Origin of the sequence: Microbacterium sp. NPDC089320, assembly GCF_040684875.1 — a bacterium.
GTDB lineage: Bacteria > Actinomycetota > Actinomycetes > Actinomycetales > Microbacteriaceae > Microbacterium.
In genome coordinates this window covers 23738-37561 of record NZ_JBFBGY010000001.1, presented here as the reverse complement: position 1 = coordinate 37561, position 13824 = coordinate 23738, and the positions used below count along the sequence as shown (strand labels likewise).

At 68.1% G+C, this 13824-nt stretch carries 16 protein-coding genes; 14 read left to right on the top strand and 2 right to left on the bottom strand.

Translation table 11 applies throughout. The features are described 5' to 3' along the window. The first annotated feature begins 12 nt into the window (after positions 1–12). The 3 genes from AB0N61_RS00185 to hisH are packed head-to-tail and all read left to right on the top strand — an operon-like array spanning position 13 to position 2359. Positions 13–1107, top strand: a complete 1095-nt coding sequence (locus AB0N61_RS00185) for a histidinol-phosphate transaminase (RefSeq protein ID WP_363360912.1) — start codon at positions 13–15, stop codon at positions 1105–1107. Beyond that, positions 1104–1721: an imidazoleglycerol-phosphate dehydratase HisB gene (gene hisB / locus AB0N61_RS00180; RefSeq protein WP_167947728.1), complete on the top strand. Its 618-nt coding sequence runs from the start codon at positions 1104–1106 to the stop codon at positions 1719–1721. Before AB0N61_RS00185 ends, hisB begins: the two co-directional genes overlap by 4 nt. After that, positions 1718–2359 (top strand): imidazole glycerol phosphate synthase subunit HisH, encoded by a 642-nt coding sequence (gene hisH, locus AB0N61_RS00175; RefSeq protein WP_363360910.1) that lies wholly within the window; start codon positions 1718–1720, stop codon positions 2357–2359. The genes hisB and hisH overlap by 4 nt, the downstream gene beginning before the upstream one ends. Before the next feature lie 78 nt (positions 2360–2437). Here the strand turns inward: hisH and AB0N61_RS00170 are convergent, their stop codons facing one another. Next, positions 2438–3718 carry an AAA family ATPase gene (locus AB0N61_RS00170; protein ID WP_363360908.1) on the bottom strand — a complete coding sequence of 427 codons (1281 nt, stop codon included), beginning with the start codon at positions 3716–3718 and terminating at the stop codon, positions 2438–2440. Between the two features lie 407 nt (positions 3719–4125). Here AB0N61_RS00170 and priA point away from each other — a divergent pair, with 407 nt between their 5' ends. Together priA and AB0N61_RS00160 are read left to right on the top strand one after the other, a co-directional pair. Continuing rightward, on the top strand, positions 4126–4872 hold the full coding sequence (gene priA / locus AB0N61_RS00165; RefSeq protein ID WP_167947720.1) for a bifunctional 1-(5-phosphoribosyl)-5-((5-phosphoribosylamino)methylideneamino)imidazole-4-carboxamide isomerase/phosphoribosylanthranilate isomerase PriA: 747 nt from the start codon (positions 4126–4128) through the stop codon (positions 4870–4872). Beyond that, positions 4856–5719, top strand: a complete 864-nt coding sequence (locus tag AB0N61_RS00160) for an SseB family protein (RefSeq protein WP_363360906.1) — start codon at positions 4856–4858, stop codon at positions 5717–5719. Before priA ends, AB0N61_RS00160 begins: the two co-directional genes overlap by 17 nt. 48 nt (positions 5720–5767) lie before the next feature. Here the strand turns inward: AB0N61_RS00160 and AB0N61_RS00155 are convergent, their stop codons facing one another. Beyond that, positions 5768–6166 (bottom strand): DUF1844 domain-containing protein, encoded by a 399-nt coding sequence (locus AB0N61_RS00155; protein WP_363360904.1) that lies wholly within the window; start codon positions 6164–6166, stop codon positions 5768–5770. A gap of 223 nt (positions 6167–6389) precedes the next feature. Between AB0N61_RS00155 and infC the strand changes: the two genes are divergently transcribed. From infC to AB0N61_RS00110, 9 genes are all read left to right on the top strand, one after another. Continuing rightward, positions 6390–7049, top strand: a complete 660-nt coding sequence (gene infC / locus AB0N61_RS00150; protein WP_167947716.1) for a translation initiation factor IF-3 — start codon at positions 6390–6392, stop codon at positions 7047–7049. 72 nt (positions 7050–7121) lie between these two features. Continuing rightward, the gene (gene rpmI / locus AB0N61_RS00145) at positions 7122–7316 is read left to right on the top strand and encodes a 50S ribosomal protein L35 (protein WP_060927878.1); all 195 of its coding nucleotides are present in this window, start codon (positions 7122–7124) and stop codon (positions 7314–7316) included. A 32-nt stretch (positions 7317–7348) separates the two neighbouring features. Then, entirely contained in the window at positions 7349–7735 is a 387-nt protein-coding gene (rplT, locus tag AB0N61_RS00140; protein WP_045252681.1) for a 50S ribosomal protein L20, read from the top strand. Between the two features lie 102 nt (positions 7736–7837). Beyond that, complete coding sequence (locus tag AB0N61_RS00135) at positions 7838–8650, top strand: RNA methyltransferase (protein WP_363360901.1); 813 nt, start codon at positions 7838–7840, stop codon at positions 8648–8650. Positions 8651–8740: 90 nt separating this feature from the next. After that, a complete protein-coding gene (locus tag AB0N61_RS00130) occupies positions 8741–9409 on the top strand; it encodes a response regulator transcription factor (protein WP_363360899.1) in 669 nt (222 codons plus the stop codon). A gap of 6 nt (positions 9410–9415) precedes the next feature. Next, positions 9416–10789: a HAMP domain-containing sensor histidine kinase gene (locus AB0N61_RS00125; protein WP_363360897.1), complete on the top strand. Its 1374-nt coding sequence runs from the start codon at positions 9416–9418 to the stop codon at positions 10787–10789. A gap of 38 nt (positions 10790–10827) precedes the next feature. Continuing rightward, a complete protein-coding gene (locus AB0N61_RS00120) occupies positions 10828–11766 on the top strand; it encodes a TAXI family TRAP transporter solute-binding subunit (RefSeq protein WP_363360896.1) in 939 nt (312 codons plus the stop codon). A gap of 355 nt (positions 11767–12121) precedes the next feature. Continuing rightward, positions 12122–12868: an amino acid ABC transporter ATP-binding protein gene (locus AB0N61_RS00115; RefSeq protein ID WP_167947706.1), complete on the top strand. Its 747-nt coding sequence runs from the start codon at positions 12122–12124 to the stop codon at positions 12866–12868. A gap of 46 nt (positions 12869–12914) precedes the next feature. Next, complete coding sequence (locus AB0N61_RS00110; RefSeq protein WP_167947704.1) at positions 12915–13823, top strand: glutamate ABC transporter substrate-binding protein; 909 nt, start codon at positions 12915–12917, stop codon at positions 13821–13823. Position 13824 lies beyond the last annotated feature (1 nt).

Here is a 13824-nt window from a genome sequence, read left to right as displayed (position 1 = left end):
AGGCGGCCTACCATGGGAAGGGTGACTGCATCACTCGCCGACCTCCCTCTGCGCGACGACCTCCGTGGGCTCACGCCCTATGGAGCGCCTCAAGCGCCTCTCCCGATCGCACTCAACGTCAACGAGAACACGCATCCCGTCCCGGATGCCGTGGCCAGTGACATCCTCGATGACATCGCGGTCGCTCTCCGCGACGTCAACCGCTATCCGGACCGCGAGTTCACCACACTGCGGGAGGGGTTCGCCGAGTACCTGGGCCATGGTCTGGAACCGGCACAGATCTGGGCCGGCAACGGCTCGAACGAGGTCCTTCAGCACATCCTCCAGGCCTTCGGCGGCCCGGGCCGCACGGCGTTCAGCTTCGGTCCGACGTACTCGATGTATCCCCTGATCTCGAAAGGCACCGGCGCGCGCTGGGTCGCAGGAACGAGACAGCCCGACTACACGATCACGCCCGAAGAGGCGGCAGCGCAGGTGCGGGACGTCGATCCCGATGTCATCCTGCTGTGCTCGCCGAACAATCCGACGGGTACACCGCTCGGCCTCGATGTCGTCGAGGCTGTGTACGACGCATCGAACGGGATCGTCGTCGTCGACGAGGCATATCAGGAGTTCGCGCCGCACGAGGCGGTCTCGGCTCTCACGCTCCTCGAGGGGCGGCCGCGGCTCGCCGTCTCCCGGACCATGAGCAAGGCCTTCGCCTTCGCGGGAGCGCGCGTGGGCTACCTCGCCGCGGACCCCGCCTTCATCGACGCCCTGAGGCTCGTCCGTCTGCCGTACCACCTCAGCGCTCTCACTCAGGCCGCCGCTGTCGCTGCACTGCGGAACTCCGCTGTGATGCTGGGCATGGTCGAGGAGATCGTCGAGCAGCGGGATCGCATCTCCGCGACGCTCGAGGCACTGGGGTACACCCCCCACGAATCCTGGTCGAACTTCGTGCTGTTCGGGGGAGTGGCCGAACCGCAGAAGGTCTGGCAGCAGCTCTACGAGCAGGGTGTCCTGGTCCGCGACGTCGGGATCCCCGGGCACCTCCGCGTCACCGCCGGCACCGAGGCTGAGACCACGGCCTTCCTCGACGCCCTCGCCTCGATAGGATCGGCTTCATGAGCACCCCCGCCCAGACCCCGCGCACCGCCACGCGTGTGCGCAGCACGTCGGAGTCGACCGTCGAGCTCGAGGTGAACCTCGACGGCACCGGTGCGAGCCGTATCGACACGTCGGTGCCGTTCTTCGATCACATGCTGACGGCCTTCGCGAAGCACTCGCTCACGGATCTCACCGTGCGCGCCTCGGGCGACACGCAGATCGACGCACACCACACGGTCGAGGACATCTCGATCGTTCTCGGTCAGGCCATCCGCGAGGCATTGGGCGACAAGTCGGGCATCTCGCGCTACGGCGACGCCCTCGTGCCGCTCGATGAGGCGCTCGCTCAAGCCGTCGTCGACATCTCCGGGCGTCCCTACCTCGTGCACACGGGGGAGCCCGCCGGCTTCGAGCACCACCTGATCGGCGGCCACTTCACCGGTTCACTGGTCCGCCACACGTTCGAGGCCATCACTTTCAACGCGGGCCTCACGGTGCACGTGCGCGTTCTCGGGGGTCGCGACCCCCACCACATCGCCGAAGCCGAGTACAAGGCATTCGCTCGCGCGTTCCGCCAGGCCAAGGCCCTCGACCCTCAGGTCGTCGGCATCCCGTCGACGAAGGGTGCACTGTGAGCACGGCTCCGCGGGTCGCCGTCTTCGACTACGAGTCCGGCAACGTGCACTCGGCTGTCAAGGCGCTCGTTGCCGCGGGCGCCGACGCGGTGCTGACGCGCGACCGCACGGAGGCCCTCGAGGCCGACGGTCTCGTGGTGCCCGGAGTCGGCGCGTTCCAGGCCGTCCGCGACGCGCTGTACGCGCACGGAGGCGACGAGATCATCGACCGTCGGCTCGCGGGCGGGCGTCCCGTGCTCGGAATCTGCGTGGGCATGCAGGTGCTCTTCGCCCACGGCGTCGAGCGCGGGCACGACTCCGCAGGACTCGGCGAGTGGCCGGGAGCGGTCACCGAGCTCAACGCGCCGGTGCTGCCGCACATGGGGTGGAACACGGTCGATCCGGGCGCCGATTCCGTGCTGTTCAAGGGCATCGAGAACGAACGCTTCTACTTCGTACACTCCTATGCCGCGCAGTCGTGGGAGCTCGACGTCATCCCGCCGTTCCCCCAGCCGGTGCTCACATGGTCGACCTACGGGGATCCGTTCCTCGCCGCGGTCGAGAACGGGCCGCTGTCTGCCACCCAGTTCCATCCCGAGAAGTCCGGCGAGGCCGGGATCCAGCTGCTCCGGAACTGGGTCGACAGCCTGCGGTCCTGACGTAGGGGGCGGCTCCTCGGCGTGCCGCATGACCCGAAGCTCAGACGACGGGTCCGCCAGGTCCGGCCGCTGAGCAGCTCAGAAGCCGCGCGCGACGGCGGCTGCGGCTGAGAGCCACGATCGCTGCGTCGGCGTCGCGAGTGCTCGCAGCCGGAGGTGACCGTCGACCATCTCCCGATCGAAGGGGATGCCGACGACTTCGCGCGCGAGAGGCCGGTATCCCTCGATGACGTCTGCAACCTCGGCGGGGGATGCCTTCGGGTCTGCCTGACTGACGACGACCACCGATTCGCGAGCCAACCGTGCGGATCGCTCGTCGCGGTCCTCGAGCGCCTCGAGCAGGAGGGCGCCGGCCTCGGCATGGTCGTCGCGCGTCGTCGTCGCGACGACGATCTGGTCGGCGAGGTCGATCATCCGCAGCCACATCGGGTCGGACTCGTCGTTGCCGGAGTCGATGATGATCAGGCGGTAGAACTTGGCCGCGATCGCGTGGATGGAGTCGACATCGGTGGGCCGTAGGCGATTCTCGTGCGCCAGTCGGACGGGCTTCGACCGCAGAACGTCGTACTTCTCCTGCGGCTGGTGATGCACGAAGTGGGCCAGGTCGGCCGACTGGCCCTGGGCTCCCAGAAGGCGCTGAGTCTGCGGAAGCAGCTCGAGCAGCGTGCGGTCGTGCGCTCCCGTCTCGGTGCGCCAGCCGAGAGTGCCTCGGGTCTGGTTGTTGTCCCAGGCGAGAACTCCGGCTCCGCCGTACTGGGCGAAGACCGCTGACAGAAGCACGGTGGCCGGTGTCTTGCCCGCCCCGCCCTTCCCGTTCACGACGGCGACCGTGCGCGGCCCCGGCCAGTGGCGGCTCACGGCATGCTCGTCGTCGCGGATCGCGCGTTCGCGCGCGCTCGGGCCCACGGTGAATCCGACGCGATTGAGCAGCCCCCGCGCACCCTGGCGCGCAGGTTCCTCTCGGCGCTCCTCCTGGAGGAACGAGCGGCGACCGACGCCCTGTTCGCGCTCCTGACGCCGCGATGACGCCGAGGACGCCGACTCGGCGGCGGCGGCGTTGGGGGCCGACGGAGCGGCTGCGGGCGCGGGTAGGGGCGGGGTCGGCGGCAGGTCGGAGTCCGACGCGTATGGCGCTGTGCTCGGGGGAGCCGAGGGGCGGGCGGGGCCGTGGGGACCGGAGCTCTGCGGCTCGGACCACGAGACAGGGGATCCGGAGGCGACGGGTGTGTCGGACGGTGCCGGCGCCGGGACGACAGGCGCTGCGGCCGGGACAGCAGGCGCTGCGGGCGGAACGGCAGGCGCTGCGGCAGGCACTGTGGCCGGAACGGCAGGCGCGGCAGGCGGCGGAGAGATCGGCATCGCGGGCCTCGCCGACTGCGGAGCCTCGGAAGGCGGAGCCGCTGAGGATGCCGCCGCCCATGCCGCCGCTGCTCGAGTTCCCGGCGCTGGCGTCGTCGAGGGCGCGTTCTCGGCCGTAGGCCTCGGGCGTGGATCTGCGGACCCCGCGTCGGCTGCGGCCGGTGTCTGGGCGCGGTCCTGGGGAGTCCCGGACGGCGTCGCATTCCCGCGCCGGAGGGGTCCGCCTCCTCGCGCATCCGCATCGCGCACCATGGAACATCTCCTCACCGACCGAACAGGGGCGTCATCGAGGCTACCGCGTGGCACCGGATGATCTCTGCTGTCATCGTTTTGGAGCGGGCGGATACGCGGGCTAGTGTCGATTCTCGTGCCGACGAATCGGCCTCTCCATCTCACCTGAGGACGTCATGAACGACTTCGCGCAGTCTCCCTCTCTCACCCTCCTCCCCGCCGTCGATGTCGCCGGGGGCAAGGCTGTCCGTCTCACGCAGGGCGAGGCGGGCACCGAGACCAGCTATGGCGACCCGCTCGACGCCGCAGGGGAGTGGGTCGCACAGGGGGCGAAGTGGATCCACCTCGTCGACCTCGATGCCGCTTTCGGACGCGGCAGCAACGCGCCGATCCTGCGCAAGGTCATCAAGCAGTTCAAGAACGTCAACGTCGAGCTGTCGGGCGGCATCCGTGACGACGCGACTCTCGAGGCGGCTCTCGAGAGCGGCGCGACCCGCATCAACCTCGGCACGGCCGCGCTCGAGAACCCCGAGTGGGCTGCCGACGTGATCAGTCGGTACGGCGAGGCGATCGCCGTGGGACTCGACGTCCGCGGCACGACGCTCGCCGCTCGCGGGTGGACGAAGGAGGGCGGTGACCTCTGGGAGGTGCTCGAACGCCTCGAGGATGCCGGTTGCAGCCGTTATGTCGTGACCGACGTCACCAAGGACGGCACCCTCAAGGGACCCAACCTCGAGCTGCTGCGCGAGGTCACTGCTCGCACCCCGAAGCCCGTCGTGGCATCCGGCGGGATCTCGAACCTCGACGACATCGTGGCGCTCCGTCAGCTGGTGCCCCTGGGTGTCGAAGGAGCCATCGTCGGCAAGGCACTCTACGCCGGCGCGTTCACGCTGGCCGAGGCGCTGGATGTCGCAGGGGACTGACGACGCCCGCGGCCACGGTCCGCACGACGGTCATGGCTCGCACGGCGGTCATGGCTCGCACGTCGGTCACGGCTCCCACGAGCAGACGTCGAGCAACCAGGGCGATTCGGCCGGCGTTCCGTGGGAAGGCCGCAGCTTCCAGTCGAACCCGCATGCCGCAGACGACGGGTCCGCCGATCCGGCCCTGCTCGACGCGCTCGTGCGATTTCGCGCGGGAGAGGGCGCTCAGTCCGACGTCGTCGACGCTTTCCGGTCGGCGCGCGTGCTGATCCCCCTCGTCGCGGAGAAGGGCGAGGAGGGCGTCGCGCCCAGCGGTCTCGTCGTCGACAAGACGCAGGAGCTCTCGATCGTGACGGTCGCAGCCCCCGACGGTCGTCGCGTGCAGCCGGTGTTCTCCTCTGTCGAGGCGATGCAGCGCTGGGATCCGACGGCGCGTCCGATCCCCGTCGAAGCCGTGCGTGCGGCGCTCGCAGCCTCGTCGGAGGACACGGATCTGATCGTTCTCGACCCGACGTCCGACACGGAGTTCGTCCTCCGCCGTCCCGCGGTGTGGGCGGTCGCGCAGGGCCTCAAGTGGGAGCCCAGCTTCCTCTCGCCCGAGGTCTTCACCGCTCTGCAGGAGAGCGTCGCGCACGAACTCGCGGTGATCGATGTCGCCGTCGCAGCAGGGGACCCGGATGCGCGTCTGCGCGGACCGGAGCTGATCGTTATCCTCGAGCTGGTCGACGGACTGGAGCGTGAGGTGCTGGACGCCGTGCTCGCGCGTCTGGCTCAGCGATGGGCGGCGGATGATCGCGTCGCTGTGCTCGCCGACTCCCTCACCGTGAAGCTGCGCCGCTCGGTCTGACCGGCGCGGCGGTGACGCCGACCGGTCAGCCGCGGCGGCCGGCGGCCGTCAGTTGACCGGACCGGTCCACTTCTCTCCCGGACCCTTGCCGATCGGGTCGGGAATGGTCGACGCCTCGCGGAAGGCGAGCTGGAGCGAGCGGAGTCCGTCGCGCAGCGACCGAGCATGCATGTCGCTGATCTCCGGTGCGCCGGCGGTGATCAGACCGGCCAGAGCGTTGATTAGCTTGCGTGCCTCATCGAGGTCGAGCTGCTCCGCCACGTGCGGGTCGTCGGCGAGGCCGAGCTTGACCGCCGCGGCGCTCATGAGGTGCACGGCCGCGGTCGTGATGACCTCGACCGCGGGCACATCGGCGATGTCCCGCGTGGCGGAGGACGCCGCCTCCTCCTGCCGTGCCCAACGCTCTTCGCGCTCGCGTGCAGCCTCATCCGATGCCTGGTTCGTCACTTCGCCTTGCCTTCTGTTAGACTATGTCGGGCTCCGGAGCGTCATGCTCCGGCACGAAAGAGGATTCACTTCCCACCCGCGCTTGCCGTTCCAGGCTACCGGGTCTTGCACTCCACCGGATCTCGTCGTCAGACGGGGGCCGGCAGGAAGGGTGCGGAGCCGGCGTCTGAATGCCGGCGGGTGGGACGATTCTGATTTCGCCCGGGGTGCTGACAGCATCCTGGTGGCCGAATCCCCATCGTCTAAGGAGCTACGCATCAGCGATCCCCGCACCAATGAGCGCATCCGCGTCCCCGAGGTCCGCCTCGTCGGTCCCGCGGGTGAGCAGATCGGCGTCGTCCGCATCGAGGCGGCGCTGCGCCTTGCGCAGGAAGCAGATCTCGACCTCGTCGAGGTCGCGCCCAACTCGAAGCCGCCCGTGGTCAAGATCATGGACTACGGCAAGTTCAAGTACGAAGCCGCCCAGAAGGAGAAGGAAGCTCGCCGCAACCAGGCGAACACCATTCTCAAGGAGGTCCGCTTCCGACTGAAGATCGAGGCGCACGACTACACGACGAAGCTCAAGCGCGCCGAGGGCTTCCTCAAGGCCGGCGACAAGGTGAAGGCCATGATCCTGTTCCGTGGTCGCGAGCAGTCGCGTCCCGAGCAGGGCGTGCGTCTGCTCCGCAAGTTCGCCGAGGACGTCGCCGAGCTCGGAACCGTCGAGTCGAACCCGACCATCGACGGCCGCAACATGGTCATGATCGTGGCTCCGCTCAAGAGCAAGTCCGAGGCGAAGCAGGAGCAGAACGCGGTTCGCGACGCGCAGCGCGCAGCGAACAAGCAGGCGGCCCGCGAGGCCAAGAGCGACACCGATGCTCCGGCCGAGGCCGCCGCGGAGTAACTCCCGCCCCCAGACTCCCGCACCGCGGGTTGACACCGTCGCCTGAGAAGGCGCCATACGAAGGAAGAGAAGATGCCGAAGCAGAAGACCCACTCGGGTGCTAAGAAGCGCTTCAAGATCACCGGCAGCGGCAAGCTGAAGAAGCAGCAGGCCGGCATGCGCCACAACCTCGAGCACAAGTCGAGCCGTCGCACCCGCCGCCTGAACCAGGACCAGGTGCTCTCGAAGGCCGACTTCAAGGTCGCCAAGAAGCTTCTCGGCCGCTGAGCGCCCGAACGCACGAATAGGAACACAGGAAAATGGCAAGAGTCAAGCGGGCGGTAAACGCCCACAAGAAGCGTCGGGTCATCCTCGAGCGCGCCTCCGGTTACCGCGGTCAGCGTTCGCGCCTCTACCGCAAGGCCAAAGAGCAGGTCATCCACTCGCTGGTCTACTCGTACCGTGACCGTCGCAAGCGCAAGGGCGACTTCCGTCGTCTCTGGATCCAGCGCATCAACGCCGCTGCACGCCAGAACGGCATCACGTACAACCGCTTCATCCAGGGCCTCGGTCTCGCGGGCGTCACCGTCGACCGTCGCATGCTCGCCGACCTCGCGGTCAACGATGCAGCGACCTTCACGACGCTGGTCGAGACGGCCAAGAAGGCTCTGCCTTCTGACGTCAACGCTCCGAAGTCGGCTGCGTAAGCAGCTCTTCACCACAGAGGACGCTCTCCTTCGGGAGGGCGTCCTCTGTCGTTCGTCGGCCGTGTGCGCGGGAACGCTCCTGCCGTTCCCTAGACTGTGAACGTGCTGGAGAACCCCCGTTCGCCCCGAGTCCGTGCCGTCGCGAAGCTGACCAAGCGCAGCGCGCGCGCAGAGACAGGTCTGTACCTTCTCGAAGGTCCGCAAGCCGTCCGCGAGGCACTGACCTACAGCCCCGAGGCCATCGTCGAGCTCTTCGCGACCCCGACCGGGTGGGAGAGGCATCCGGACATCCGCGCGAAGGCATCGGATGCCGGGATCGATGTCGAGCACGTGACGGAGCATGTGCTCAACGCGATGGCCGACACCGTCACCCCCCAGGGGCTTGTGGCCGTCGTCCGGCAGGCGCCCACGTCGGTACGTGACATCTTCGCGGCATCCCCCCATCTCGTGGCGATCTGCGAGGAGATCAGGGATCCGGGAAACCTCGGCACGATCATCCGGGCTGCCGATGCCGCGGGCGCCGATGCCGTCGTGCTGACCGGCCGCACCGTCGATCCGTACAACCCGAAGGTCGTGCGCGCCACGACCGGATCTCTGTTCCATCTGCCGGTGTCAGTGGGGGCGGAGCTCTCGGACGTCGTCGAGAAGGCGCACGCCGCAGGGCTTCGCATTCTGGCCGCGGACGTCAAGGGCGAGGATCTCCTCCGCGCTCGGGCGGAGGGTGTGCTCGCCGAGCCGACGGCGTGGCTGTTCGGCAACGAGGCGCGCGGACTCGAAGACGAAGCGCTCGACCAGGCCGATCAGGTGCTGAAGCTTCCCATCTTCGGACGCGCCGAGTCCTTGAACCTCGCCACGGCCGCGAGTGTCTGCCTCTACGAGAGCGCATTCGCGCAGCGGGCGGCGTCCTCGGCCTGATCGCCCCCGGAGCTGCCGTCGACGGGCGAGCAGCCTCCCACCCTGCTGATAGGTTTGTCCCTGCTCGAGCGGAGAAGGGGACCGGGGTCGATGCGGATTCTGATCGTGGAGGACGACGAGCGTGTCGCCGCTGCGCTCGAGGCCTTTCTCGCGCGATCGGGGTACGCGACGGTCCGCGCCGCAGACGGTGCCGCGGCGCTGCACGAGTTGGGTGCGGACACCGAGGTGGTGCTGCTTGATCTCGGTCTGCCCGACGTCGACGGCATCGACCTCTGCCGCCGCATCCGCGCACGATCCGAGGTGCCGATCGTGATCGTGACGGCACGCAACCAGGTCACGGAGCGCATCAGAGGGCTGCGCGCCGGGGCGGATGATTTCGTCGTCAAGCCCTACGACGTCCACGAGCTCCTCGCCCGGATCGAGGCGGTCACGAGACGTTCCCGGCCTGTGCGACCGGAATCCGAGGCGCGCGTGCGGCTGCAGGACGGCGAGATCGAGATCGACCTCGTCGCGAGGCAGGTGCTCATCGGCCGGTCTCAGATCGAACTCACCCGCAAGGAGTTCGACATCGTGGCGGTGCTCGCCCGGTACCCCGGGGTCGCCGTCCCTAAAGAGCGGCTCATCCGCGAGGTGTGGAACACCGACTGGCGCGGGTTCGGGCATTCGCTCGAAGTGCACGTCGGTGCGATCCGCAAGAAGGCGGGGCGACGTCATCTGATCGAGACCGTTCGCGGTGTCGGCTATCGGCTGGCCGGGTAGAACCCGATGCGCAGACGTCTCGTCGTCGTCTTCCTGGTGCCGCTCGTCGCGATCCTGCTGTCGTTGGGCGGCGCCACGGCCTGGAGCGCGACCCGCAGCATCCAGCAGGCGTTCTACACCGAGCAGCTCGGAGACCTCGGATACTTCGTGACGAGTGCGCGCCAGGCGCTGCGGTCGGGCAGTGCGACGGTCATCGACGCCGAGGTCACTCGCTTCCACGAGGTGTACGGGATCGACGTGGTCGTCTTCGATCTCTCCGGCGGGACGTGGGCGGCGGGCGGCGGCAGTGACGTCGTGCCGGACGATGACGCCGAGAGGGTGGGGCTCGCGCTCTCGGGGCGCCGGGCTGAAGCCCCCGAGCCCGTGTTCCCCTGGGGCGCGGCCGAGTCCTCGCTCGTCGAACCCGTGTTCGACGACGGCGACGTGATCGGCGCCGTGATGCTCTCCGCCGATGTCGAGGCCCCCCGCACTCGGATCCTCCAGCAGATACTCGTGCTGACGCTCGTGTCCATCGCAGCGATCGGACTCGGCGTGCTGCTCGTGTTCCAGCTCGCGAGATGGGTGCTGTCTCCGGTCCGGCGTCTCGACGAGGCGATGATCGCGATCGAACGCGGTGAGATGGACACGAGGGTCGCCGAGGACACGGGGCCTCCCGAACTGCGCCGGATGACGCGCGTGTTCAACGGCATGGCAGACGAGATCGAGCGCGTCATGACACGTCAGCAGGAGTTCGCTCTGAACGCCTCGCACGAGCTGCGCAATCCGCTCAACGCCCTGCTGCTGCGTGTCGAGCATCTCTCGACCGGCCTCGGGGACGACTGGAAGGACGATGTCGAGGAGACGAGGGAGGAAGGGCGCCGGATGGCTCGCATCCTCGAGACGCTTCTCGGACTCGCGCGCGGCGGACGCGCCGACACCACGATGTCGGCTGTCGACCTGAGCACACTCGCCGCCCGTCGAGCGGACGCCTGGCGGGAGGTGGCGTCGCAGCGACGGATCCGGATGCACTCGCCGGGAGCCGGCGCGGTGATGAGCATCACCGATCGCACGATCGTCGAGAGCGCGCTCGACGCCGTCATCGACAACGCGGTGAAGTTCTCGCCAGCGGATTCGGTCGTCGAGGTCGACGCGCACCGGGTGGGCGGACGCTGCGTGCTGACCGTCCGCGACCGTGGTCCCGGGTTGACGCGCGAACAGGCTGCGAACGCCGCCGAACGATTCTGGCGCAGCGACGACAGCGGCGACGTGCCCGGCTCCGGGCTCGGCCTCGCGATCGCGACCGATCTCCTGGAGTCGGTCGGCGGGGAGCTGCACGTGGATTCGCCGGAGGACGGCGGACTGCTGGTCTCGCTGGTGCTGCCGGACGGAGCCGAGGGGTGAACGGGCGGGGCGTTCGGCGCGCACGGTGGCGGGGAGCGGTGGCCACAGCACTCGTCCTGGTGCTCACTGCCGTGACAAGCGCATGCAGCACACGCTCGGCCGACTGGAACGACTCCGCGTACGAGATCGCCGGCGGGGGATCCAACGGGGTCTATGACGCCTACGGTACGGAACTCGCTCACGAGCTGTCGGAGTCGTTGGGTGTTCGCGTGGCGGCTGAAGAGACCGCCGGGTCGGTCGACAACCTCCTGCGTGTGAGTTCGGGGGAGGCCCTCCTCGGATTCGCGCAGGGGGATGCCGCGGCGGACGCCGTGGCCGGAGTGGGAGCCTTCGACGAGGCCCTGCCGGTGACGGCCGTCGCTCGCCTCTATGACGAGTACCTCCATGTGGTCGTGCGCGCGGACTCGGAGATCGACACACTGGCCGACTTCGCGGGCCGGACCGTGTCGCTCGGAGCGGAGAACTCCGGCGTCAATGTGATCGCGGCGCGAGCACTCGATGCCGCGGAGGTCGACATCACTACGATCACCGATCCTCAGCTCGATCTCGGTGAGTCGATCGACGCGCTCGAGAGATCCGACATCGACGGATTCTTCTGGGTGGGAGGAATCCCGACGCCCGGCATCGCAGAGCTCGCGACGACGACCCCCGTGCGGCTGGTGCCGATCGAACAGACGTGGGTCGCCACGATCAACGCGCGATACTCCGACGCGTACCGTCCGTCCGACTTCCCCGTCGGGCTCTACGGACTCGACGAGTCCACGACCACGATGGCGGTGCCGAACTACCTGGTCACCTCTGCCGCCACTCCGGACGGCGTCGTGCGGGACGTTCTCACGAGACTCTTCGAGGCTCGGACCGCCATCGCTCGGCAGGTTCCGGTCGCCTCGCTGCTCGATCGCAGACAGGCGATCTTCACGGGGCCGGTCGACCTGCATCCCGGAGCGATCGAGTACTACCGGGACCAGCGCGACTGAGGCCTCAAGAAATCCTCAAGAACTCTCATGGCGGCGGGCCACTCTGCCAATGTGGGGGTCGATCGCGCTCGATTCGACGGAGAAGTCAGATGCCACAGAGCCCACGCCCCTCATCGCGGCGCGGACTCGGCCACTCTCCCCGGTCGTCCTGCGATCGGATCCGGTCGGAGGCTTGCTGCCACGTTCTACTCGGGGGAGGAACGGAGCAGCAGGGACGCCCCCACGGTCCGCGGGGGCGGACCGTGGGGCACTCCGGTGCTCGGGCGGGATCGGCCCCGTCGCGTGGTTACGAACGTGTAAATGTCGATGCATCACTGTGGAGCCGCGTGAGCGACCTGGCTAGTTTGGAGAAATGATGACCACCGGTAAGCCCCTCGTCGTTGTCGACAACGTCCAGAAGCACTACGGCGACTTCCAGGCGCTCACGGATATCGACCTCACGGTCAATGCCGGCGAGGTCGTCGTGGTGATCGGGCCCTCCGGCTCGGGCAAGTCGACACTGTGTCGCACCATCAACCGCCTCGAGACGATCACCAGCGGCACGATCAGCATCGACGGCAAGGCCCTGCCCGCCGAGGGCAAGGGACTCGCCAATCTGCGCGCAGACGTCGGCATGGTGTTCCAGTCGTTCAACCTCTTCGCGCACCTCACGATCCTCGAGAACGTGACGCTCGGCCCGATCAAGGTCCGCGGCATGAAGAAGGCCGATGCCGACAAGGAGGCGATGATGCTGCTCGAGCGCGTCGGCGTCGCCCAGCAGGCCTCGAAGCTTCCCGCGCAGCTCTCGGGTGGACAGCAGCAGCGTGTCGCGATCGCTCGCGCCCTGGCCATGCAGCCCAAGGTCATGCTCTTCGACGAGCCGACCAGCGCCCTCGACCCCGAGATGATCAACGAGGTCCTCGACGTCATGGTCGAGCTCGCCCGCGACGGCATGACGATGATCGTCGTGACCCACGAGATGGGATTCGCGCGCAAGGCCGCCAACCGAGTCGTGTTCATGGCCGACGGGAAGATCGTCGAGGAGGCGACCCCCGAGGAGTTCTTCACCAACCCGAAGAGCGACCGCGCCAAGGACTTCCTCTCCAAGCTCCTCACGCACTGACGAGCCTCACAGACCTTTGCACACACAGCACATCAAGGAGACGCACATGCGACGCACACGGACACTGGCAGGAATCGGGATCGCGACGGTTGCACTGTTCGCGCTGACCGCCTGCAACAGCGGCAGCCCGTCCAGCCCCGGCGCCGGAACAGGCAGCGATGAGGGCGAGGACTCCACCTGGTTCGAGGTCGCCGACGACGTGCAGCTCGAGGGCAGCCCGACGTTCGACGCCATCCAGGAGCGCGACAAGGTCGTCGTCGGCGTCAAGGAGGACCAGCCCGGTCTCGGCTACCTCGACGTGACGACCGGCGAGCGCACCGGCTTCGACGTCGACATCGCCCGCTGGATCGCCGCATCGCTCGGCTACGACGAGGACAAGATCGAGTTCAAGCCGATCGCCTCGGCGAACCGCGAGCAGGCGATCACGAACGGCGACATCGACTACTACGTCGGCACCTACTCGATCAACGACAAGCGCAAGGAGCTCATCGACTTCGCCGGTCCGTACTTCATCACCGGTCAGGGTCTCCTGGTCGCCGCGGATGCCGATGACGCCGAGGCGCTCGAGGACTTCAACGGAAAGACCGTCTGCTCCGCGACCGGTTCGACGCCGATCCAGAACATCAAGGCGAACTTCCCCGACATCAAGACGCAGGAGTACGACCTGTACTCCGCCTGCGTGCAGGACCTGATCGACGGCAAGGTCGACGCGGTCACCACCGACCAGGCGATCCTGATCGGCTACGCGGCTCAGTACCCCGACGACGTCAAGGTCACGGGCGGACTCTTCACCGAGGAGCGCTACGGTGTCGGCCTCACGAAGGGCGACGACGCGCTGCGCGCGCACATCAACGAGCTCTTCACCGACGGTGGCGACATCTGGCAGGCGATCTTCGACGCGAACCTCGGTTCCAGCGGCATCGAGGTCGAACAGCCCGAGGTCGACGCGTACTGAT